Origin of the sequence: Clostridium estertheticum, assembly GCF_018861295.1 — a bacterium.
Taxonomy (GTDB): domain Bacteria; phylum Bacillota; class Clostridia; order Clostridiales; family Clostridiaceae; genus Clostridium_AD; species Clostridium_AD estertheticum_D.
In genome coordinates this window covers 108,729-131,029 of sequence record NZ_JAHLDM010000010.1, presented here as the reverse complement: position 1 = coordinate 131,029, position 22,301 = coordinate 108,729, and the positions used below count along the sequence as shown (strand labels likewise).

Here is a 22,301-nt window from a genome sequence, read left to right as displayed (position 1 = left end):
TTAACTTAGATCACTATTTATATGTTGAAAGATATTACAAATATAAAAAATTGATTATTGTATCATATACAAGGTAGATAGAAATTTTTAAAGCGTGTGTACACAACAAAAATTGAATGTTAAAGACTCAAGTTAGCCATTGGAGGTAAATTTGCATCATTTTTACACTCAGAAAAAGGAAAATAATATTTGAAAGTGGTCATTATTTCTTTTCTTTACATTAAGGAATCTAGAGCTTTTTTTTGCCAACTCTGTGAGCCATTGAAAATAGGGTGCTAAGAGGGTACGAAAAATAATTAAGAAATCTTACTTTTGATGAATTGTAGACAATTATATTAAACTTCTATATACCCCTAATTAATCTAAGGAGGTAAAAAGTAGAATAATCATAGGATAATACTATATTTCTATTTCGTTACATTAATATTATTAAATCAAACTTATACGTTGCTCCCTAAGAGACCATTATACTTTTTAGGTGTTTTTGTTGATACTGGGGACTTAGTGGAGGTTTCTATATATTTATTATGGATGTGACACTTTTGTCAAACCCTTGTGAATCCTTGCTATATCTCCCTTTTTCTATTTGCGAGAACTGTCCACAACTTCGCCCCGAAAAGTAACGCAACTTGTCATACATTTATTTCCTTTACTTTTTAGTACAACTATTCTATGTTTATGTTTATCTAAGCACATAATTTAAGTGTGGAGATTATTTCGATTCCAGTTTCACTGGCTAATAAAATCCCTTCTTTTATGATGTACATTCCATCAGCTAGGGTACAACCACCACAAACTGACCATTCTGCATCAGAAAAATCTGCTAATTCTTGACGATATACTGTAGTTCCTATTTCCTTGCATAATTCATTAATATCCTTTTGAGTTCCAGTGCCATACTCCCCTGAATTTAAACCATATCCAAATAATTTTCTCATTAATAATTCCCCCTATTTTTTAGCTTGTAATTTAATTCCAAAATTTAGCTTTAAATTTATATAATCCTTCGGTAGTTGGCTCTATTTTATTTAATTTACATCTAATAACATAATCCAATAAAATATAAATATCCATTACACTCCTTTAACAAATTTTATTTGGAAATCTTTCTTTGTTTTCCATGTCTTAACTATATAACTTGCACAGCTATCTGTCAAGGTTATATATTGTTAACAGTTTGTGAACGTATATCTTTTGCCATATATCCCTTGACATTATATGTTATATTATAGATATTACATTATTGGAGGGAATTATGATTAGAATAAATATAGATAAGATATTAGAGGAACAAAATAAAACTTGCTTTTGGTTAGCAAAAAATAGTAAGCTTGGATATAACAATTTAAAAAAACTCACAAATAATAATACGGATAGTATTAAATTTGAGAACTTGGAGGCTATAGCCAGAACGTTGGGCGTAGGTGTGGCTGATATTATAGAAATCGTAGAGGACTGACACTTAAAGTGGGTGTCATATAGGTGTCGCACTCATGAACACCCTATTTATTTTTAGAATGATATATACCAATGTATATAGAGTTTTTAAAAATCGAGATATTATATATATAATTAACAAAACAATGGTGTAGTCTTGCTAATTGCCATAGTCCTTTTATGAATACCCCTAAACTTTAATATTGTATCTAGTGACCTCAAACAAACGTAGCATTATAAGGCTTTCACTTTAAACCGAAAGCTATGAATGGCTTAAAATGGTAAAGTGTAGGTTCATTAAATTAATAGCATCTCCTAATTATAATAACAAAAACAAGTATCTTTAGGTCATATCAAAATCAATTCTAAGGCATTTAATTTCAATTTTAAAGCATGTTAATATTCTTTATGTATAATCCGTATAGTGAGTTTTTAAATTCATTACAGACGATATTATGAAACTATTATATTTGTATTTCACTAATTTGCGAAACGAATACTGTTAAAATTAATTCTATGACATTCTATTTCGTTTTTAAGCTACTATAAAAGTTATTAAGTATAAGTCTATAGACTGATTTTATAATGTCTTAGAATTGATATTAAGCCACTCCTCACTTTTGTCGAACGTGTGAACTCTATTTTGCGAAAGGGGCATTTTAAACTGACCTCCATATAGGGGACTAGTTAAATTTAATTTATAACGTCCATATATCCATCGTAAAATACTTTGGCATACCATTATTAATATAAAATAGAGTCAAATATACAAAATGATTTTATTTAAATATGGTAAATAAGAAGGATTTTTCCTATTAATTGTAGAATATTGTTACGAGGAGATGATTGATAATGAGTGATCAAGTTAAAGTAAATCCAACTCCAATACAAAGAAATATAAATGATGTAGCAATGGAGTTAACTGAATTGTATTATAGTGCAAGTAATGGCAGTGAGTATACTGTAGAAAAAATTCAACAAACATATAGAAAATTCTATGCTACTGCAGAACTTATGACGAGTACACCCTCCGAAGAGTTAAAAAAAATTTAGGTGCGTTAATTATTTAGTAGGAGATGATTAACAATGAGTTATGATGAAGAAAATAATCTAATTAAAAGAAATGAAAATGAAAATTTAATTGGTGAAATCAAGTGTCAAGTTTGTAATAAAAATTACAATTGGGAAGAAAATGTTAATGCCGATGCCATAGTAAAGAATATAAGCACTATTGGTCAAAGAGGCTATATTGATTTAGAAATTACTTCTAAATGTTCATATTGTAACTATAAAACAAAACATTATCATAATGAAAGAAATGATAGTGTAATATAAAACAAAATAATTATTAATAAGCATCCAATTTAATTTAGGTGCTTTTTATTTTATGATTTTCTGATAATCATCTCAATTCACAATACCTTTATAAACTTTTGACATTACTTCTAAACTACATTCCGAATTGATATGTACAATTATTAGTCAGGATTTTCATTCCCTTAGAAGCGATCCTATGACCATATACCCACTCTAAGCTATATTGTTAAAATTTATGATTTGCTTACTCTGACTTTTTACTTCTTAAATACTCCATTTTCAAATACCCTATAGTTCTATCTATTACTCTCTTCACTTCTGATATACAATCTTCTTTATCATAAGATTTAACCTCATCTAAAATACCATTAATTCTAATGTTTGCAATATATAAGTTTTTTTTAGATTTATCTCTTGTTTCTTGAAATAATACTTTAACCCCATTATATTCAAAATCACTAACCATCAATACACCCCTTTTACTTATTACCAATAATATCATATATATTAATAATAAACCATATATTCAATTATATAAAACATAAAATGATACAAAATGACCGTGGTAGTAATACAGAGCAAATTAAAGTATCAAGTATCTATTTCTACCACCTGAACCATTTGTATTGTTCGACATCATATGATACAATACGATTGAATCCGACAAAATTTGATTACAAGAGGTGCTTTAATGTGTACAAATGAAAAAATATGTTTTACTAATTCTATATTAAATGATTGTAATACAAGTTGCAAATCACTATTTTCAGACTATAGAAAGCTTGTTGGTGATACTTGGACAAATTGTAGTATTTTGTACGCTCAGTCTTATATTTGTGATTGCTTAACAACAACTTTTAATGATACAAATGTAATAAGAGTAATTCATAAAATGCTTAAAAAGCAAACTTTTAATGATTATTGTTATGAAAATTATTTAGATGTAATTATCTCATCTATTCAGGAACCTATTTCAGAATTTTCACGAAGTTATCGAAGGTTTGAAGATTGTGAGATTGCCATACTTGATTTATTAATACAAATATATGGTGAACCAAATAACCCCAACAATGAACTATATATTAGATATTTAAAACTAAACCCTAAGCCTAAAAGTTTAGAATCATTACAAATACACGATAAATATATAGGAAAAACTTCATATTCCACTAATACAGAGGGCAGAAGAGGACAAGATGAATTAAGAGACATCCTTTTAAAATACGATTGCAGATGTAAACTTTGTAATGCAAGCATTTCAGAATTATTAATTTTAAGTCATAGTAAACCCTGGGACAACAAGCATAGTAATGATTTTGAAAAATTAGATATATTTAATGTATTTTTATTTTGTCCTAACCATGATAAAGTTTATGATAAAGGTTATATAAGCTTTAATAATAATGGGGCAATCATTATATCTTCAAAATTAGATGAATTTAATAAAAAACTATATAATATTAATGAGAATATGAAAATTGATTTAGAAGAAGGACATTTAAAATATTTAATGTATCATAGAGATACTATTTTTCAAAAGTAAATAAAATAACTTAAATCTTATCTTACGGATTCCAGTAATAATTTTAATGTAAATAAATTAAAAAAGGTTGTTACTACTTAGTTTCTTATAACATGATTAAAACCCAACTAATTTGGCAATATTCTTAGATACAGTATTCATTAAACGAGGTAACTGAAAAATGATTAAGTCTAAGAAAAAAAGCATAATACAAATTAAATTAGCAGTGATTTTAGGAACAATGTCAGTCATAAGTTTAGTATTAATACCTGTGATTTTTTAATCATAGGTATTTTTAGTATTCACCTATAAATTGCAGAGGTGATCAGAATACTTACTTCATCACACATATAATAATATAATAATATCTATAGGTGGGTAAACGAACGACAAAATATAATAAATGATTATGATTATTTTGGTATATTCTTAATTAGAATATTTCTAATAGACAAGTATTGCGATCACCTTTTATAAATGCTAATATTTTAATATATTTTTCCCCTTCCTAACCCATCAGTTCATGAACCTTTACTAATCTCTTTTTAAATTTCTCCAACTTTGGCTTTCTATCCATTCTGCTTTTATAAACAATATTTTCGAACACAAAAATAGCCTTTTGTAGCACCCTAATTTCATCCTCTAATTTCCCTTGTTTTCTATATATTATTGCTAGTCTATCATATGGATGATTACCTTCAAATTTTTCTGCTATATTTTTCTCATATAAATTAATTGCTTTATTTAGCTCACTAGATTTTTCATACTCAATACCCTTTAAATTTCTATCTACTTGTTTATCAAATTTATTCATAATTACTTACCTCCCACTGTTGCCTTACTAGTCTGTCAACACCAATTAATATATTACTGAAAATCCATCATAGTAAATTCCAAGCTTATTTCCCTCTATGTGATAAAGCATCTTATAATTGGTATTAATTTCAGTAATTAGATACCCATTTGTTGATAATTGTAATTTTAATTTCAAACGTTTATCATAATTTTTTTCTTGTTTCTGAATTTGCTTTCTAATCTCCTCAAATCTATTTTTAATATCTGCTTCAATGATTTCTATATCATCTAAGATTTCTTCTGCTTTCTCTGTATGCATTATATTTGTCCCAACACTTGTTAGTCCCCCACCCATGGGTCTATATACTTTTTTATTAATATTATAAAGTATATACTTACCATTTTGCCTTGCATTGTTTACTTCTTTATCCGTAAGTTTTGAAACTGAAAGAAGATTAGGTATATTATATTCTTCTAAAAGAGAATGCCAATTTCTATCCAAAGTTTCTACTAGTTCTTGTTTTGCAAATACATTTTTCTCGTTATGGTTTAATATATCTATAAAATAAACTTCATTATCAGTTACTTTAACAAACAGTAAGTACTGTGACCTGTTTCCTGTTTCTTCATCATTTTTATCACTGTACATTTCGCATTTATTCTTTACATCTTTATCTCTTAGATGAAGGTGATAAATACCCCAATCATCTAATAAATAATCTCTTGATTTACTATATTTTTTGTTTTTTTTACTAACAGATATATATGAATAAAATATGTTTGTACTTAAATGGCACTTCATATCTATTCCATCTTCAAAATTACATTTAAATTTTAATAAAGCGTTTATATATATTTCATCTAACTTACTGCCCTTAATTATTTTTTCAATATTATCAGAGATAAATACTTTTCTTTTTTTAATTGGTATTCCTCTATTTAATGACTGTAGATAACTTATTAATAATCTACACATTGAATCTTGTTCATTGAATCCAACTTTGTCTTCCTTTAATAATTGACTTATTTGTTCTCTTAAATCTTTTTCAAAGTTCATATTCAAAATCACTCCCTAATGAAAATTATACCGTGTTAAATGTTTTGTTCATTTATTTATATATATATATCAGCTAAGTAAAAGCCTTGCTGATATTTGAACTTCATTTTATATTTTCAATTAAAATTCTAAGAAATAATAAGCTATCTTACCCCCCCGCGTCACCTTTGAATAAATTTTTATTTAATCTAATAGCTTAATTATCCTATTATTCTGAATATTTATTTGGGGTTATTGAGTAATAATAGATTTTAATATCCTTATCAATAAATCCCCTTTTCTGTGCCCCCAATAGAGTTTGATACATATTTTCTCTTCCTACGACATTATCGGTATGAAGAAAAATTTTCTGTGCTCTTAAATGTTTTTCACAAATATACTTGACTAAATCATACCCATTAAGGAAAAGTTCACCTTCTTCATCAACCCCTAAATCGTGGTCAAGCGATAGAATCTCAACTTCAAAATTTTCAAGATAATATATTGCATTTTCTACCGTTCTTGCTATGGTAAACCCCAGTGGGCAATCACGTAAATCATCAACATATAAATTTATTTTTTCTTTCATAATCTTCAACTCTCCCTAATTTTAATTCTCACTAAACCGTATTGTTAGATATTAAAAGACTATCCACTATATTGATGCCTTCTATTTATCATTATGTATTACATAATAAAATTAATCCTGTATCGTTGTTAGCAATCCGTTGACATCAAAATATAAATATTTAGAATTGTAAACCCATTGCTCACTAGTCCCATACTCTGTCGTAGTTTTATTGATACTCTGAGGGTCTCCCCATGCACCTTTTCTGACTTTATCTTTTGTCATACCTATTGTAGGTTCTTGCGTTCTTGCTTGTAGTTCTGCATCTGCTTTTGCAGTCGCTTCATCTTCAGTAGATTTTTGAGCCTGTCTCATTTCAGATTCATCCTCTAGTTTTATACATTGTTTAATTTTGCCTACGGCTATTTTATAATTCATACTATCTTCTTTTATTACAGCTTTAAAATACTCAGAAGCAGTTTTATAATTATCAGTATTAAAGTAACCCATACCAACAGTAAAATCATCTGCTGATTTTTTTAAAGCACTCTGTGATTTTTTTAGAAGTAGTGCTTTATTGATATTGATTTGAGCTTCAGAGTTGGTCTTTATTTTTAAAGCTTCCTCATATACTGCTAATGCATTTTTATATTTACCACTTGTCGCCAAGGCATCTGCTTGTAACATTTTCTTAGTATACTGATTATTTGTATTAATTGTACTTGCTGTTACTACAATTACTGCTATCGTTACTACTGTTGATATCAAAATTGCTACTTTCTTTTTTTTGGTCATAACAAAATCCCCCTCAATCTAAAACCCAAATTATAAGATTATTTTACTATATCATATAATATTTAACAATATATTAATAATATTGCTTTAAATATTAGTTATTAACTTGACATATAGGTTTTGAACTACTAATCTTGAGGAATCTGTGGACACGTTCTGAGTGACGTAATTACCCTATTTTTCAATAGGGTAAGCAAACTATCTTGAGTTTAACTGAATTGTATCCCTCGTTAGTACCTTCCTTGTTCATTAAACACACTTTAATAACTTACAATACGCCCATAAGCTACCCTAAACGGTTGTGTGAGTTCCTGTATTGCTACACGTACGAATCCACCCACTATACTTTTGTTTGTTCTATTAACGCTGAGAGTATCGCATCTTACTCAGCTGACGAACTAAAAGTATATGGAAGGTAATACTTTAAGTCCGAACCCTTTTTTTATCGGGGGTTAGCCATAGATTTTCTATAGTGTTTTTCTATGTTCCACTACCTACACCTTAAATTTTTGGTATAGGAAATAAAACCCCTTGACTATATATTTTAAAAAATGATATAATCAAGTAGTAATATATTTTAAACAATATTCAATTTTGACTGTTGGATTGTTTAAGTTTTTCAAAAGGCTCTGTAACTGGTAATTACGAAGCCTTATTTTATTTTTTGTACTTTTTTCTATTGGTGTAGCCTTTTTAACATATTGGGTACTGCTATAGTTGCAATACAAGCTACCAATTCTAATTAAATTCTAATTAAATTTAATTGTTTTCTAACAACATGTTTTTTACAGTTAATAACTCCCATTTCATGTATTTACGTAGAATATTTACGCTCTTAATTGTTGTACTTAGAGTTGGAAAGCTAGGACATTCATTAAACTTTTTATATTCCCCACTTCCCCATTCTTCTTTGAAGCAACTGAAATCAAAATCTATAAAAGCATCAAATTGGTCAACTAAATGGTCTATACTAATCCACTCCTCTATTTTTTAGAATTATTTTCTGAAGAACTATGAATTTTTATATGAGTATTATTATTAAATTCACTCAATATATCAAACTTGCTCATTTCATTTTTAATATCAGTTACGAGTATATTTAAATAATTTTCCGTTATTAGTAAACTTGAATGCCCTAATATTTTTTGCAATATGACTGGCGAACCACCCTTTATAATAAACTTCTTTGCAAATGTGTGCCTATATCTGTGTATACCTGTCTTCATTACTCCTCTATCACGATTATATTTAATTAAACTTCCATTGATAGATTTATTGACAAGTCTTTTATTGTAGGCAGTACAAAATAAATACTCCTCTGTGCTCTTATATTGTCTAATTTTTAAATAACCTTTCAATATTTTTATAATAGTTGCATTTAACGGTATTATTAATGGATTTCTATTTTTAGTTATATTAATATAAACTACTTCATTTTCAAAATCTAAATCTTTTATTTTAATGCTAGTGAAACTACTTAATCTTACGGCAGTAGATAATAAAAAATTAATTATAGTCCAGTCTCTATATTCCACAAATGTACAATGCTTTAAATCAGGTTTCTTTAATAACTTTTTTAATTCTGCATCTGTGTATGTTTCTATTGCTTTTTTATCAAGTTTAGGTAATTTAATGTTGAACTCTTTTAAGTAACCCATTCTCATAAAAAAATATAATATAGTTTTAAAATCTCTAGTATAAGTGTATAAAGTCTGCGAGCTCACATTGGTTTTGTTACATTCTATTATGAATTTACTTACAGTTGATTGATTAATATCTCCTATGTTCATCTCCTTGTCGATATATTTAGTAACTGCTTTATATCCTTCCTCGTAATGTGTAATAGTTGCTTTTCTTAAATTTCTTGCTTTACAATTATCTAAATATTCTTCAAATCCTTTTTCAAAAGTAATACTCTCATCTAATTTAATCTTTAATTTCATTCCCACAATATACCATCTCCTATCTATAAAATAGCGTAAAAAAACAAGCCATGTATAGCAAAATTTCTACTATAATAACATGACTTGTTTTTGGGAAATACTTTTAATTTAACTCATCTAAATTTATTTACTCATTGCTTCTTGTACTGCAACTGCAACTGCAACTGAAGCACCAACCATAGGGTTATTTCCCATACCGATAAGTCCCATCATTTCTACATGAGCTGGAACAGATGAAGAACCTGCGAATTGTGCATCTGAATGCATTCTTCCCATAGTATCAGTCATTCCGTATGAAGCTGGACCTGCTCCCATATTATCTGGGTGAAGTGTTCTTCCTGTACCACCACCTGATGCTACTGAGAAGTATTTCTTACCTTGTTCGATACATTCTTTCTTGTAAGTTCCAGCAACTGGATGTTGGAATCTTGTTGGGTTTGTAGAATTTCCTGTAATTGATACATCTACATCCTCTGAATGCATTATTGAAACGCCTTCACGTACATCATCTGCACCGTAACATCTAACTTTAGCTTTTTCTCCATCAGAATAAGCTGTTTCTTTAACCACTTTTAATTCACTAGTATAGTAATCAAATTTTGTTTGAACATAAGTAAATCCATTAACTCTTGAAATTATATAAGCTGCATCTTTTCCAAGACCATTAAGTATTACTTTTAAAGGTTTAGTTCTTACTTTATTAGCAGCTCTTGCAAGACCAATTGCGCCTTCAGCAGCTGCAAATGATTCATGTCCAGCTAGGAATGCAAAACATTTAGTCTCTTCACGAAGTAGCATAGCTGCTAAGTTACCATGACCAATTCCAACTTTTCTATCATCTGCAACAGAACCTGGTATACAAAATGATTGAAGTCCTTCGCCTATATAAACTGCAGCATCTGCAGCCTTAGTACAACCATTTTTAATTGCAATAGCTGCTCCTACGCAGTATGCCCAACAAGCATTTTCAAATGCTATTGGTTGAATTCCTTTAACTATTCCAAAAACGTCGATACCTTTATCTTCACATATTTTTCTTGCTTCTTCTAGTGAATTTATTCCATGTTTTTTTAATACGGGTAATATCTGATCTATTCTTCTTTCATAACTCTCAAATAAAGCCATTATATTATTCCTCCTTTTTATATTATTTTTGTCTTGGGTCGATTACTGTTACTGCTTCGTCAAATCTACCATAAGTTCCAGTAGCTTTTTCCATAGCTTCGTTAGCATCCATACCTTTTTTAACCATATCCATCATTTTTCCAAGTTGAATGAATTTATAACCAATTATTTCACTATTTTTATCAAGTGCAATATTAGATACATAACCTTCAGCCATTTCTAAGTATCTTGGTCCCTTAGCAAGTGTTCCATACATAGTACCAACTTGACTTCTAAGGCCTTTGCCTAAGTCTTCAAGTCCAGCACCGATAGGTAGTCCACCTTCTGAGAATGCAGTTTGAGTTCTTCCATATACTATCTGAAGGAATAATTCTCTCATAGCTGTGTTTATTGCATCACATACTAAATCTGTATTTAATGCTTCTAAAATAGTTTTTCCTGGAAGTATTTCTGCAGCCATTGCAGCTGAGTGAGTACTACCTGAGCATCCTATTACCTCAACTAATGCTTCTTGGATTATTCCATCTTTTACGTTTAATGTAAGCTTACAGGCACCTTGTTGAGGAGCGCACCAGCCAATTCCGTGAGTTAAACCTGAGATATCTTTAATTTCTTTACTTTGTACCCATTTTCCTTCTTCAGGAATTGGTGCTGAACCATGGTTAGGTCCTTTAGCAACACAAATCATTTCTGAAACTTCTGTTGAATAAATCATAATATTATCTCCTTCCTTATGTAGATGGTAATTTAATAAACTTTATAATTAGCGGGCACTAAAAAATCCCACTGGGTCAATATTGAAATGTCTTAACAAGTCTATTTTAGCAAACATAATCTAATTTAACAATAGTATTATAGAAGTTGATAGTTTAGTTACAAACTTATTTAAATAATTAATTGAATATTTCCTCTAAATTAATTATAATTATAGATGCCACCCACGTGACAAGTATAATTTAAGGGGACAAATATGAATAATTATGAAGAAAACTCACTAAAGGAAATGTTTTTATGGCAAGAAAAGATGAAAAAGGAACCTTCTTTTTCAAGCGATTTTGCAAAAGGCATACAAAACAAAATGAATAACTTACTTCCTGATAAAATTCAGGATATTATTAATATTTCAATTGAAAATATGACAAAGCTTGTACTCACTGGTTCTGAATATACAGCAAAACCTCCACTTACTAATACCTCTCTTGAGGACCGTGAAATTTTGGCAAAAGGCAGTATTGATTTTTATAGAAAAGCTGCAACTGTTAGTGGCGCTGGAACTGGTGGTGCGGGACTTTTAATTGGTCTTGCAGACTTCCCCATACTTCTAAGTTTAAAAATGAAATTTCTGTATGAAATAGCTAGTATTTATGGCTTTGATGTTCGAGATTATAAAGAAAGATTATATATTCTATATGTTTTTCAGCTAGCTTTTTCAAGTGACAAAAGAAGAATCGAAATTTACACTCAAATATCAAATTGGGATAATCACGTGAAAAATTTGCCTGAGGATGTATCCTCTTTTGATTGGAAAACTTTTCAACAAGAATATAGAGATTATATAGATTTGGCAAAAATGTTACAGCTTGTTCCCGGCATTGGATTAGTTGTTGGTGCATATGCCAATTATAAACTGATGAACAAATTATACGATACAGCACTTAATGCATATAGATCAAGAATTTTCAAAAAGTAATATATATAGACATTAAAAATAACCCTCAAATTAAAATGAGGGTTATTTTTTATTCTATACTTTTAAAACATAATTAGAATTTTTCGGATAATATTTCAAAATATCCTTGAGGATGTGCACATGCTGGACATAATTTAGGAGCACTTTTTCCCTCAAAGATATAACCACAGTTGCCACATTTCCACATAACTGCTTCTTCTTTATCAAATACTGTATTATTTTCTACATTGCTTAGTAGTTGTCTATATCTCTCTTCATGATGTTTTTCAACTTCAGAAATTTTTCTATAAAGTACAGCTATTTCTGGGAAACCTTCTTTTTCAGCAACTTTTGCAAATGATGGATAAAGATCTGACCATTCTTCATTTTCTCCATTAGCTGCTGCTAATAAATTAAGCTTTGTGTCTCCAAGTGCTACAGGATATGTTGCAGTAATTTCTACCACTTCTCCACATAGATCTTTATTTGCAAACTTAAAGAATCTTTCAGCATGTTCTTTCTCATTTGCTGCTGTCTCTGTGAATATGTTAGATATTTGTATGTACCCTTCTTTTTTTGCTACTGATGAATAATAAGTATATCTATTTCTAGCTTGTGATTCACCCGCAAATGATTTCATAAGATTTTGAGCCGTTTCTGTTCCTTTTAATGTTTTCATAAAAATCCCTCCTAGTTTTTCCTCCGTAGAGAAAATAATCGTATATTAACTTATTCTATAAATACGATAACTTTCCTCTTTTAATTATTATATTTTACAAACAATTAATATTCTTTATGATATTGTCCACAGCTTTTTCAACATACTTAGGATTAGTAGCCATATTTAATCTAATAAATCCCTTGCAATTTTCGCCAAACCATTCACCATAATCAACAGCAAGTCTACATTTATCCTGTATAAATGTTTTTGTTTCATTAGGCTCTATATATCCCCTCAAATCTACCCAAATAAGATAAGTTCCTTCTAACGGAGTAATGATTATTTTTGGTGCCTTCTCACCTAATCTTTCTTTAACATGGTTGTAGTTATGCTTTATTACCTCTAGCAGGGATTTTAACCACTCTTCCCCATAATTATAAGCAGCCTCCGCTGCAGTTAATCCCATAATGTTAACTTCTGTTTTATTAATAGTTTTCGAATACGCATCATATCTTGCCATCACCTGCTCGTTAGATATAATTATATTACAATTTAATAATCCGGCTAAGTTAAAAGTTTTCGATGGGGCTGTAACTGTTATTATATTATCTGCATACTTTGCACCACTTACTATAGCTGCAGGTATTTGTACATTTTCTCCAATTATAATATCTTGATGTATTTCATCTGAGACAACAAGTACATTATATCTTTTACATATAGATAAAATTTTATCCAATTCTTTTTCTGTCCAAACCCTACCAACTGGGTTATGTGGAGAGCACTGGATAAACAATTTAACATCATTTTCTATAATATTTCTCTCGAAATCTTCAAAATCAATGGTATATACTCCATTTACATTTATTAATTCAGATGTAATTAATTTTCTTCCGGTATCTTTTACTGCATCGTGGAACGGGTAATACACAGGAGTAAGAATAATTACTGAGTCACCAAACTTTGTAAATGCATTAACAAACCAATATAAAGATACAACAACTCCAGTTGAAAAACGTATCCACTTTTTATCTACTTCATAGTTATGCTGATTCCTTTCCCAATTAATGAAAGAATTATAGTAGGAGTCAGGTACATAAGAATATCCAAATATCCCATGTTCAATTCTTTGCTTCATTGCATTTACCACTACTTCTGGTACCTTAAATTCCATATCCGCCACCCACATAGGAATTAAATTCTTATCGCCATAACGCTTGTCTAAAGCATCCCACTTTAATGAATTTGTCCCCACTCTATCCATTGAATAACGTGCACAAAATTGTTTAATTTCCATATTAAAATCTCCTCTTCTTATGTAATCATATTGTAAAATCACCTTACTTTAAACTATTAAGCTCAAAGCAAAGTGATTTTATTTTTTAAACTATTATAATTATTTAAAACTAATCCTAACTTTAAAAGGCTGGAATTACAGCGCCCTTATATTTACTTAAAATAAATTTCTTAACTTCTGGAGAAGTTAATGCTTTTGAAAGTGCCTTTATATAAGGCTTCTCTTTATCTTCTTTTCTAACAGCAAGTACATTTGCATAAGGTGAATCCTTTGCTTCAACGGCTAAAGCGTCTGTTAATTTTAATTTAGCAGTCATTGCATAATTAGAATTTATAACTGCTGCATCCACATCTTTTAGAACTCTTGGAAGTTGTGGAGCTTCTAATTCTTTTATATTCAATTTCTTTTTATTTTCTGTAATATCAATTTTAGAAATAAGGTCTCCAGTTTTTAATTTTATTAAACCTGCTTTTTCAAGTACTCTAAGTGCTCTTGCACCATTTGTAGGATCATTTGGAATAACTATACTTGCTCCATCTTTTATATCACTAAGTTTTTTATATTTAGCAGAATACAAAGCCATAGGTTCAATATGGACCTTTACAGTCCAAACAAGATCTAACCCTTTCGACTTACTGAATTCTGTCAAATAAGGCACATGTTGAAAGAAGTTTGCATCAAGTTGCTTCTCAGCTACTGCTGTGTTTGGTGTTACATAATCGGTAAATTCCACTATTTGAAGAGTGTATCCTTCTTTCGCAAGGATTGGTTTTACAACTTCTAATATTTCTTTATGAGGAATTGGTGAAGCACCTACTTTGATAATTTTTTTATCAGTTGTTACTGGCTCTTTCTTTGTACCACAAGCACCTAATGTAAAAATTACAACTACTGATAATAATATGCTTAATATTTTTTTCATTTTAAAGCCCCCTCTTAATCTTTCTTTTTTGGCAATTTATAATTCAATCATCATATTTGATGTTAAATATCACTAATATCTTATTTAATCATTTTTCTATACAATAAATTTCCTAATGCTTGTATGACTTGCACAATTATAATTAGTATTATTACCGTGTATATCATTATGTCCGTCTGGAATCTATAATATCCATATTTTTGTGCTACATCTCCAAGACCTCCACCACCAACTGCTCCAGCCATAGCTGAATATCCTATAATATTTATAACAGTTAATGTAATTCCAAGAACTATAGATGGAAGTGCCTCTTTTAACATAACATTAAATATGATTTGATGAGTTTTTGCACCAAAGGATTTAGCTGCTTCAATAATCCCGTAATCCACCTCAAGTAGTGCAGATTCTATTATTCTTGCAGCAAAAGGAGCTGCTCCAAGTGTTAGTGGAACTATAGCTGCAGTTGAACCTATAGTAGTTCCAACAATTAACTTCGTTAAAGGGAATATAGATATCATAAGTATTATAAATGGGAAAGAACGAAGTATGTTAACTACTAAATTTAAGCTTTTATAAACTAAGCTATTTGGTCTTAGCCCTTTAGGCCCAGTTATAATTAACCCAACCGCTGCAATAAACCCTAAAATAACTGTGAAAATCGTGGATAATGTTACCATATATAACGTGTCTAATAACGCAGGCAGTAAAATTTGTATTAAAATCTCTTCAAATGTCATTTATACTCCCTCCTTATTTAATTCATCTTGTTCTAATTCAAGATCAATTTCCCATTCTATAGATCTATCATCTAAATACTTTAATATTTTTTCTTTATTTTCCTCATTCGTATTTATAATAAGGCTACCCATTACACTATCTCGAAACTTTTCAAGCCTTCCCCATACTATTGAAAAATCAATATCAAGTTCTCTTGCTAGCGATGTTATTAAACAACTTTGAGTAATTTCCTTTGTGAAAAATATTTTAATGTTATAACCAATACTAGGTAGTAATTCTTCCTCACCAATAAGTATTTTCATCTCTTTTGTTGGTTTAATAAATAATTCATCCGTAAATCCGTGACTTTTAATTTTACCACCTTCTAAAAGAATAAATTTATTACAAATTTCTTTTACCACTTCCATCTGATGGGTAACTACAACGATTGTTATATTAAATTTGTTATTTATATCTCTTAAAAGCTGTAATATAGATTTTGTAGTTTTAGGATCTAGTGCAGAAGTCGCCTCATCACAAAGTAATATTTTAGGATTTAGAGCTAATGCCCTTGCTATTCCAACTCTTTGCTTTTGGCCTCCGCTTAACTGCTTTACGTTTGTTTTTACTTTATCATTAAGACCTACCAAATCTATCAAGCTATCTACTCTTTCCTTAATATAGCTCTTATCCTTCCCCCATACTTCAAGTGGAAATGCTATATTGTCAAAAACATTTTTACTATTAATAAGGTTAAAACTTTGAAATATAATTCCTACATCTTTTCTAAACTCACGAAGCTCTTTACGGCTTAGCTCATTAACCACTTTGCCCATTATGTTAATAGTTCCTGTATCATATGTCTCAAGTCCATTAAAACATCTAAGTAAAGTAGACTTTCCCGCACCACTATGACCAATAACACCATAAATATCACCCTTATCTACTGTAAACGAAACATTACTTAACACTTTTACCTCTGAAAACCTTTTACTTACACCACTAACTTTAATCATAATATCTCTGCTCCTCTTTATGCCTTACAATTCATTTTTGTAATTTTATTGTAACCATTGTTATCTATTTTCCTAAAAAAGTAGTGCCCAAGAATAAACTTGGGCACTACTTCCAAACTTATTCTTATCTTGCAGCCATGCTGCAGGATTTAACACCATGTATCTTGCGATACTGGTTGTCGGGTTTCATAGGGCCAGTCCCTCCACCTCTCTTGATAAGACATTATTAAATTTTAATTTATAAAAAATCAAAAAACCTCTTTCACCAATAACGATGAAAGAGGTATAAATATTCAATGACACCTCTCTCATCTTCCGCTAAGTTACTATGAACTTAACGCAGGAATTAGCACCTATTCAGGCATTTACTGTCTGATGGTTGCCGAGATATCATCGGGCCGGTCCCTCTATCTCTCTTGATGAGAATAACTAACTTATTAAATTATATCTATAGTATCACTATATGTTTAATATGTAAAGAAGTAACCATAATTCTTTTTTTAAATTTTATTTTTTATTAAATTCTACCCTCTTGGAGCATACATAATAATAACAGCTCCAATTACTGCTATAGCGCCACCTATTAAATCAAATTTATCAGGAATTATATTATCTATCTTCCAACCCCATAATATTGATAATACAATGAAGATACCACCATATGTTGCATAGACTCTACCAAAATTAGCACTTGGAGGTTGCAAAGTCGGAATTACACCATATACAATAAGCGCTATAGCTCCACAAATTCCGTACCAAACGCTTTTACCCTCTCGTAACCATATCCATACAAAGTAACCCCCGCCTATTTCAAATATTCCGGCTATTATAAAATAAAATGCTGATTTAATTATTCCCATACATATATCTCCTTAATGGACAAACGCCATATGTTACTTCAATTTACTATATCACAAATGAGTATCAATATCAATATCACTTGATACTCATACTCACACTTAGTTTCAAATTAAATCATCTCCTGCAGAGCTGCAATTAATTTACATTTCAAACCATAGTTTCTTTTTATGGAATACAAAAAAACCAGATATATTTAATCGTTTATTATTAAATATACCTGGCCTTTAAATTACATTATATTAATTGTATTTTGTTTTTATTCTACTTTTTCAAAATCTGATTTTGAAACTCCACATAGTGGACAAACCCAATCTTCTGGAATATCTGCAAACTTAGTACCTGGTGCTATTCCGCCGTCTGGATCTCCTACCTCTGGATCATATTCATACCCACATATCAAACAAACATACTTATCCATAAAAACATCTCCTCCGAATTAATTTTTTCATTGATTTTTCTCAATTTATTTTCCCCATGTTCTTTTCATAATCTACATATTTCTCTAATTCCATTTCATCATAATATATGTTATTTATAATGTCAATCTTCCTTATCTAATTTACTAGATTTTAATTAATTCCTTATAATTAAAATCTAACTTGCATATATAATATATCCGGTTTGTTGTTGAAAATCTTTATCATATTATGTATTATTAGTATATAAATAATGATAATATGGTATATATTATATATAAAGTATAATTTAGTGCTTATTCTTATAATAAATTCACTTTGCTAATATTTAATTATAATTAGCAAATAATGAGTACCAATCGGTTTGTTACCATCTTATTGACAATAATGTAAAATAATTGTATTATATTTACATAACATAATACCTTTTTTAATAGTATAATAAGAACTTGTAGTGCTTCCTTAATATATAGTTTCTCAGATACATTTTTTTAATTTAAAATAGAACATTACTTGTGGCGACTAATTATCCCTTACTACTCATCCAAATACACCTTACACAAAACGGCACCTCCATTGTGTATACAAAAATCATAATCGTCCAAAAAAACCACCTGGACAATTTCTTTTTTGTAGGATAAAAAAAAAGGAGGAATATTAATGAATGATAATGCAAAAATCATAGAACCAACAAAAATCAAAAAGAAACTTTGGAAAAAAGTTGTTAAATGTTTATTGATATTTTTTGTTGTAATTTTCTTATCAGTTTCAGCAGCTTCAGGATATATTTATATTAAATATAACGCTAAAATAAAATCAACAATTGCAGCCGGTAACACCATAGCCAAAAACATAAATGACACTGCTTTTAATACCAGAAAGCCAACTCAAGTTTACGATAATAAAGGCGTGCTATTAAAAGAATTTAAGACCAACTCATATTATTACACAAAAGATGCTGACTTGAATCCATATATAAGCCAAGCCGTCACTTCAATTGAAGATGAGAGGTTTTATGAACATAATGGTATAGACTATAAAGGTATACGAAGATCCATTTGGGTATATATAAAATCCAAAGGAGCTGTGCTTCAAGGTGGTTCTACAATAACGCAACAATTAGCAAGAAATGTATTTCTTACATTTGACGTAACTATATGGAGAAAATTAGAAGAGTCTGTTATATCACTGGATTTAGAAAAAAAATATTCCAAAGCGCAAATATTGGAATTTTATGTAAACAACATAAACTACGGTAATGGCTGTTATAGCATTGAAAGTGCTGCGCAATTTTACTTTCAAAAGAGTAACAGGGCCTTAGATGTTTCGCAAATAGCTCTGCTTGCGTCGATTCCTAACAATCCATCTTACTATAACCCTATTAAGCACATGGATAATGCACTAAATAGAAGAAATTTAGTTTTAGATAAGATGTTAAGTTTAGGAAAAATATCACAAATAGAATTCGATACCGCAAAAGCAGAAGTTATTAAGCTAAATGTAAAGCCTTATGTAAAAACAGCACCTGTAGACTACAGTGTTGAATATGCCATTCATAATGCAACACTAAAATTAATGGAGCAAGATGGTTTTGTTTCAAGATATTCTTTTAGTAATGATAAAGATAGTGAAACTTATTTTGCTAAGTATAAAACTGAATATGCAGACAAGGAAAAAACTCTTCTTAGTGGTGGATATAGAATAGATACATCTATCGATACTACAAAGCAAGAAAAATTACAAAGTGTAGTAGATAATAAGCTAGCAAACTATTCACAAACATCTAAAACATCTGGTTTATATAAAAAACAAGGTGCAAGCGTCACAATAGATAATAACACAGGAGAAGTTGTAGCTATAGTTGGAGGCAGAAGTCAATATGGCAACACCTTTAATAGGGCCTCTTTAGGGGTAAGACAGCCCGGTTCATCTATAAAGCCATTAATAGCGTATACTCCTGCATTTGAAAGAGGATACATTCCAGCAAGTGAATATGTAGATGCACCAATAGATAAAGTAAATAATGATGACCATATATTCCGTGGCTCTGTTTCTTTGAAATATGCGCTTGATATATCTATAAACACCATTCCAGTTAGATTAGTAAAAGACAATGGTGTAAAGAAATCGCTGAAATATTTGCAAAATATGAATTTCAAATATATAACCCCCGAGGAATACCCTGTAGCTGGAATCGGCGGTTTTACAAAGGGTGTCACCCCTGTTGAAATGGCTTCAGGTTACTCAACCCTTTCGAGAAACGGTAAATTTATAGAACCAACAAACGTAAGTAAAATAACTAATACAGTAATTAATCAAGTATTGTTTGAAAACAAATATAAGCAAACTAAGGTTTATGATAGTGGTGCTTCTTACCTTATGACTGATACTTTAAAGAGTGTATTAACAGAAAGTTATTCAACAGGAAATGGTTTATCCCTTAATGACTATCCTTATGCTGCAGGCAAAACAGGAACTACTGACGAATCAAAAGATTGTTGGTTTATAGGGTATACTCCCTACTATACAACCTCTGTATGGGTAGGAGATGATACACCCACTGCTCAAGACATGTTTGGAGCTAGGGAACCTGGCCAAATATGGAAAGAGTATATGGAATATCTACATCAAGGTTTAGTTCAAAAGGACTTCACCCGACCTAATACGGTAATTGATAAAAACGGAGTATTAATGGATACGTTATACATCGCTCTAAACCCAAATGGTAGCAACTTAAAAAGCGACGATAACTATCAATCAAATAATACAAGTAAAAACAAGCTAAATTATGATCAAAAAACTACCAACAAGAAATCTAATTTAGAAACACCTGCAAAAGAAAAGACACCTACGAAAACTGATGGTACTGGCACTGGGGCTAGTACCGGAACTGGCAATGGAACCGGTACTGGAACTGGAACCGGAACTGGGACCGGTACCGACACTGGAACTGGTACTGGTACTGGTACTGGTACCGGTACCGGTACTGGAAATGGTACTGGTACCGGTACTGGAAATGGTACCGGAACAAATACTAATAACAGCAATGGCACTAACGTAAATACACCTAAATCAAATAACACTCCTAAAACTAATACTAATACACATAACTAGAAAAATTTTATTAAAAAGGGTAAATGTTAAAATAACATTTACCCTTTTTAATTAACATTGTTAGTAGCATTTTTTCTTTTCTGCAGAAAGCTTATAATTCCAGTTATAGCTAATATTATTATTAAAGCAACAATTGCACAAAATATGTACCCTAAAGATGACTTAAAGAAATTATCACCAAATCCTGGCACAGAATAATCTGGCAACATAAAATTCCATTTATCTGAAAACTTTGCCATGCCCTCTGGGATAAATCCAATCTTTGATTTTAAATCATCACTAGACCATTCTCCAAAAGCAGTCCCATTAGCTAATAATCCAAGCGGTGCAAAAATAATTAAAGTTATCAAAACATACCAATACTTCTTTAAACTACCTATCATCTTAAATTTTCCAGGTAAAGATTTTTTAGGTGGATAAATCATAAGCATGGCAGAATTCGATTTTTGCATATATTTTACTACTAGTCCTGTTACTATTCCTTCAACAGGTCCTGCTATTACAAGATGTGCAAACATCATAGCGGGCAATGTTTGCATCAATGTATATGGCGCATATAATGGAGTACCATCAAGTTTATGAAATAATAATGGTTGAATCCCAAGCTCAATTCCAGTACACAAGGCACCAATATTAATTGCTACATATCCCGCTATAATCGAGCCAATAAATCTACGTTTTGATGAAATTTCAGAATTACCTGATATTAACTTGTATACATAATAGCTTACGAAAGGCATCACAAATGCCATGTTGAAAATGTTAGCCCCTAGTGTAAGAATTCCACCATCTCCAAAGAAAAACGCTTGGATTATGAGTGCAATACTCACTCCAACTACTGCAGCCCAAGGGCCTAAAATTATTGCGAGTAGTGAAGCTCCAACCGCATGAGCAGTAGTACCATCAGGTATTGGTACATTGTACATCATAATAGTAAACGAAAAAGCTGCTCCAATTGCAAGTAGTGGAACTTGCTTGTCCTTTAATGTCTTCTTTAACTTTATTGCGGCTATTCCTATTATCGGAATCGCTACAGCTCCAAGTACAGCACATGTTTGGGGACTTAAGTATCCATCAGGTATATGCATAA

General features: G+C 30.2%; 23 protein-coding genes and 2 riboswitches. Of the genes, 6 read left to right on the top strand and 17 right to left on the bottom strand.

The features are described 5' to 3' along the window. Positions 1-686 precede the first annotated feature (686 nt). Positions 687-938, bottom strand: coding sequence for a hypothetical protein (locus KPL54_RS12040; protein ID WP_216106784.1), 252 nt, complete (start codon positions 936-938; stop codon positions 687-689). 317 nt (positions 939-1,255) lie between these two features. On the opposite strand from KPL54_RS12040, the gene KPL54_RS12035 reads away from it, so the two are divergent. The 3 genes from KPL54_RS12035 (at position 1,256) to KPL54_RS12025 (ending at position 2,772) form a co-directional block, all read left to right on the top strand. Further along, entirely contained in the window at positions 1,256-1,459 is a 204-nt protein-coding gene (locus KPL54_RS12035) for a helix-turn-helix domain-containing protein (RefSeq protein WP_216106783.1), read from the top strand. A gap of 830 nt (positions 1,460-2,289) precedes the next feature. After that, positions 2,290-2,490 carry a hypothetical protein gene (locus tag KPL54_RS12030; RefSeq protein WP_216106782.1) on the top strand — a complete coding sequence of 67 codons (201 nt, stop codon included), beginning with the start codon at positions 2,290-2,292 and terminating at the stop codon, positions 2,488-2,490. Between the two features lie 33 nt (positions 2,491-2,523). After that, positions 2,524-2,772 (top strand): hypothetical protein, encoded by a 249-nt coding sequence (locus tag KPL54_RS12025; RefSeq protein WP_216106781.1) that lies wholly within the window; start codon positions 2,524-2,526, stop codon positions 2,770-2,772. Between the two features lie 226 nt (positions 2,773-2,998). Here KPL54_RS12025 and KPL54_RS12020 read toward each other — a convergent pair whose 3' ends face one another. Then, the gene (locus KPL54_RS12020) at positions 2,999-3,220 is read right to left on the bottom strand and encodes a hypothetical protein (protein WP_216106780.1); all 222 of its coding nucleotides are present in this window, start codon (positions 3,218-3,220) and stop codon (positions 2,999-3,001) included. Positions 3,221-3,445: 225 nt separating this feature from the next. Here KPL54_RS12020 and KPL54_RS26080 point away from each other — a divergent pair, with 225 nt between their 5' ends. Beyond that, positions 3,446-4,297, top strand: a complete 852-nt coding sequence (locus KPL54_RS26080) for an HNH endonuclease (RefSeq protein WP_253203445.1) — start codon at positions 3,446-3,448, stop codon at positions 4,295-4,297. Positions 4,298-4,784: 487 nt separating this feature from the next. Here the strand turns inward: KPL54_RS26080 and KPL54_RS12010 are convergent, their stop codons facing one another. The 7 genes from KPL54_RS12010 to KPL54_RS11980 form a co-directional block, all read right to left on the bottom strand. Continuing rightward, positions 4,785-5,090 (bottom strand): tetratricopeptide repeat protein, encoded by a 306-nt coding sequence (locus tag KPL54_RS12010; RefSeq protein WP_216106779.1) that lies wholly within the window; start codon positions 5,088-5,090, stop codon positions 4,785-4,787. A gap of 45 nt (positions 5,091-5,135) precedes the next feature. Continuing rightward, positions 5,136-6,128: a hypothetical protein gene (locus KPL54_RS12005; RefSeq protein ID WP_216106778.1), complete on the bottom strand. Its 993-nt coding sequence runs from the start codon at positions 6,126-6,128 to the stop codon at positions 5,136-5,138. 208 nt (positions 6,129-6,336) lie between these two features. Beyond that, complete coding sequence (locus tag KPL54_RS12000) at positions 6,337-6,696, bottom strand: cyclic-phosphate processing receiver domain-containing protein (RefSeq protein ID WP_216106777.1); 360 nt, start codon at positions 6,694-6,696, stop codon at positions 6,337-6,339. Between the two features lie 111 nt (positions 6,697-6,807). Next, entirely contained in the window at positions 6,808-7,470 is a 663-nt protein-coding gene (locus tag KPL54_RS11995; RefSeq protein WP_216106776.1) for a hypothetical protein, read from the bottom strand. Between the two features lie 983 nt (positions 7,471-8,453). Beyond that, entirely contained in the window at positions 8,454-9,413 is a 960-nt protein-coding gene (locus KPL54_RS11990) for a tyrosine-type recombinase/integrase (protein WP_253203450.1), read from the bottom strand. Between the two features lie 123 nt (positions 9,414-9,536). After that, positions 9,537-10,538, bottom strand: a complete 1,002-nt coding sequence (locus tag KPL54_RS11985; protein WP_216106774.1) for a GGGtGRT protein — start codon at positions 10,536-10,538, stop codon at positions 9,537-9,539. 22 nt (positions 10,539-10,560) lie between these two features. Then, positions 10,561-11,253: an iron-sulfur cluster assembly scaffold protein gene (locus KPL54_RS11980; RefSeq protein WP_071614550.1), complete on the bottom strand. Its 693-nt coding sequence runs from the start codon at positions 11,251-11,253 to the stop codon at positions 10,561-10,563. A 255-nt stretch (positions 11,254-11,508) separates the two neighbouring features. Here KPL54_RS11980 and KPL54_RS11975 point away from each other — a divergent pair, with 255 nt between their 5' ends. Further along, positions 11,509-12,228: an EcsC family protein gene (locus tag KPL54_RS11975; RefSeq protein WP_216106773.1), complete on the top strand. Its 720-nt coding sequence runs from the start codon at positions 11,509-11,511 to the stop codon at positions 12,226-12,228. A gap of 73 nt (positions 12,229-12,301) precedes the next feature. Here KPL54_RS11975 and rbr read toward each other — a convergent pair whose 3' ends face one another. From rbr to rd, 7 genes are all read right to left on the bottom strand, one after another. Next, a complete protein-coding gene (rbr, locus tag KPL54_RS11970; protein WP_216106772.1) occupies positions 12,302-12,886 on the bottom strand; it encodes a rubrerythrin in 585 nt (194 codons plus the stop codon). A gap of 94 nt (positions 12,887-12,980) precedes the next feature. Continuing rightward, positions 12,981-14,165, bottom strand: a complete 1,185-nt coding sequence (locus tag KPL54_RS11965) for a MalY/PatB family protein (RefSeq protein ID WP_216106771.1) — start codon at positions 14,163-14,165, stop codon at positions 12,981-12,983. 121 nt (positions 14,166-14,286) lie between these two features. Continuing rightward, positions 14,287-15,087 (bottom strand): MetQ/NlpA family ABC transporter substrate-binding protein, encoded by an 801-nt coding sequence (locus tag KPL54_RS11960; protein WP_216106770.1) that lies wholly within the window; start codon positions 15,085-15,087, stop codon positions 14,287-14,289. Between the two features lie 80 nt (positions 15,088-15,167). Next, the gene (locus KPL54_RS11955) at positions 15,168-15,824 is read right to left on the bottom strand and encodes a methionine ABC transporter permease (protein ID WP_216106769.1); all 657 of its coding nucleotides are present in this window, start codon (positions 15,822-15,824) and stop codon (positions 15,168-15,170) included. Beyond that, positions 15,825-16,820, bottom strand: coding sequence for a methionine ABC transporter ATP-binding protein (locus KPL54_RS11950; RefSeq protein WP_216106768.1), 996 nt, complete (start codon positions 16,818-16,820; stop codon positions 15,825-15,827). 121 nt (positions 16,821-16,941) lie between these two features. Beyond that, a riboswitch (SAM riboswitch) is annotated at positions 16,942-17,042 on the bottom strand. An 83-nt stretch (positions 17,043-17,125) separates the two neighbouring features. Continuing rightward, positions 17,126-17,246: riboswitch (SAM riboswitch) on the bottom strand. A gap of 98 nt (positions 17,247-17,344) precedes the next feature. Further along, positions 17,345-17,680 (bottom strand): YnfA family protein, encoded by a 336-nt coding sequence (locus KPL54_RS11945; RefSeq protein WP_216106767.1) that lies wholly within the window; start codon positions 17,678-17,680, stop codon positions 17,345-17,347. A gap of 257 nt (positions 17,681-17,937) precedes the next feature. Beyond that, the gene (rd, locus tag KPL54_RS11940) at positions 17,938-18,099 is read right to left on the bottom strand and encodes a rubredoxin (RefSeq protein WP_171295777.1); all 162 of its coding nucleotides are present in this window, start codon (positions 18,097-18,099) and stop codon (positions 17,938-17,940) included. 658 nt (positions 18,100-18,757) lie between these two features. Between rd and KPL54_RS11935 the strand changes: the two genes are divergently transcribed. Further along, complete coding sequence (locus KPL54_RS11935) at positions 18,758-21,211, top strand: transglycosylase domain-containing protein (protein WP_216106766.1); 2,454 nt, start codon at positions 18,758-18,760, stop codon at positions 21,209-21,211. Between the two features lie 47 nt (positions 21,212-21,258). Here the strand turns inward: KPL54_RS11935 and cbiM are convergent, their stop codons facing one another. Next, complete coding sequence (gene cbiM / locus KPL54_RS11930; RefSeq protein WP_216106765.1) at positions 21,259-22,299, bottom strand: cobalt transporter CbiM; 1,041 nt, start codon at positions 22,297-22,299, stop codon at positions 21,259-21,261. Positions 22,300-22,301 lie beyond the last annotated feature (2 nt).

Excerpts from the sequence above, each read along its gene's own strand:
- KPL54_RS11950 (WP_216106768.1), bottom strand. The coding sequence starts at position 16,820 with ATGATTAAAGTTAGTGGTGTAAGTAAAAGGTTTTCAGAGGTAAAAGTG.
- KPL54_RS12005 (WP_216106778.1), bottom strand. The coding sequence starts at position 6,128 with ATGAACTTTGAAAAAGATTTAAGAGAACAAATAAGTCAATTATTAAAG.
- KPL54_RS11990 (WP_253203450.1), bottom strand. The coding sequence starts at position 9,413 with ATGAAATTAAAGATTAAATTAGATGAGAGTATTACTTTTGAAAAAGGA.
- KPL54_RS12040 (WP_216106784.1), bottom strand. The coding sequence starts at position 938 with ATGAGAAAATTATTTGGATATGGTTTAAATTCAGGGGAGTATGGCACT.
- KPL54_RS12035 (WP_216106783.1), top strand. The coding sequence starts at position 1,256 with ATGATTAGAATAAATATAGATAAGATATTAGAGGAACAAAATAAAACT.
- KPL54_RS11965 (WP_216106771.1), bottom strand. The coding sequence starts at position 14,165 with ATGGAAATTAAACAATTTTGTGCACGTTATTCAATGGATAGAGTGGGG.
- rbr (WP_216106772.1), bottom strand. The coding sequence starts at position 12,886 with ATGAAAACATTAAAAGGAACAGAAACGGCTCAAAATCTTATGAAATCA.
- KPL54_RS11955 (WP_216106769.1), bottom strand. The coding sequence starts at position 15,824 with ATGACATTTGAAGAGATTTTAATACAAATTTTACTGCCTGCGTTATTA.
- rd (WP_171295777.1), bottom strand. The coding sequence starts at position 18,099 with ATGGATAAGTATGTTTGTTTGATATGTGGGTATGAATATGATCCAGAG.
- KPL54_RS11935 (WP_216106766.1), top strand. The coding sequence starts at position 18,758 with ATGAATGATAATGCAAAAATCATAGAACCAACAAAAATCAAAAAGAAA.
- KPL54_RS11980 (WP_071614550.1), bottom strand. The coding sequence starts at position 11,253 with ATGATTTATTCAACAGAAGTTTCAGAAATGATTTGTGTTGCTAAAGGA.
- KPL54_RS11945 (WP_216106767.1), bottom strand. The coding sequence starts at position 17,680 with ATGGGAATAATTAAATCAGCATTTTATTTTATAATAGCCGGAATATTT.
- KPL54_RS26080 (WP_253203445.1), top strand. The coding sequence starts at position 3,446 with ATGTGTACAAATGAAAAAATATGTTTTACTAATTCTATATTAAATGAT.
- KPL54_RS12025 (WP_216106781.1), top strand. The coding sequence starts at position 2,524 with ATGAGTTATGATGAAGAAAATAATCTAATTAAAAGAAATGAAAATGAA.
- KPL54_RS12020 (WP_216106780.1), bottom strand. The coding sequence starts at position 3,220 with ATGGTTAGTGATTTTGAATATAATGGGGTTAAAGTATTATTTCAAGAA.
- KPL54_RS11975 (WP_216106773.1), top strand. The coding sequence starts at position 11,509 with ATGAATAATTATGAAGAAAACTCACTAAAGGAAATGTTTTTATGGCAA.
- cbiM (WP_216106765.1), bottom strand. The coding sequence starts at position 22,299 with ATGCATATACCTGATGGATACTTAAGTCCCCAAACATGTGCTGTACTT.
- KPL54_RS11960 (WP_216106770.1), bottom strand. The coding sequence starts at position 15,087 with ATGAAAAAAATATTAAGCATATTATTATCAGTAGTTGTAATTTTTACA.
- KPL54_RS11985 (WP_216106774.1), bottom strand. The coding sequence starts at position 10,538 with ATGGCTTTATTTGAGAGTTATGAAAGAAGAATAGATCAGATATTACCC.
- KPL54_RS12030 (WP_216106782.1), top strand. The coding sequence starts at position 2,290 with ATGAGTGATCAAGTTAAAGTAAATCCAACTCCAATACAAAGAAATATA.
- KPL54_RS12000 (WP_216106777.1), bottom strand. The coding sequence starts at position 6,696 with ATGAAAGAAAAAATAAATTTATATGTTGATGATTTACGTGATTGCCCA.
- KPL54_RS12010 (WP_216106779.1), bottom strand. The coding sequence starts at position 5,090 with ATGAATAAATTTGATAAACAAGTAGATAGAAATTTAAAGGGTATTGAG.
- KPL54_RS11995 (WP_216106776.1), bottom strand. The coding sequence starts at position 7,470 with ATGACCAAAAAAAAGAAAGTAGCAATTTTGATATCAACAGTAGTAACG.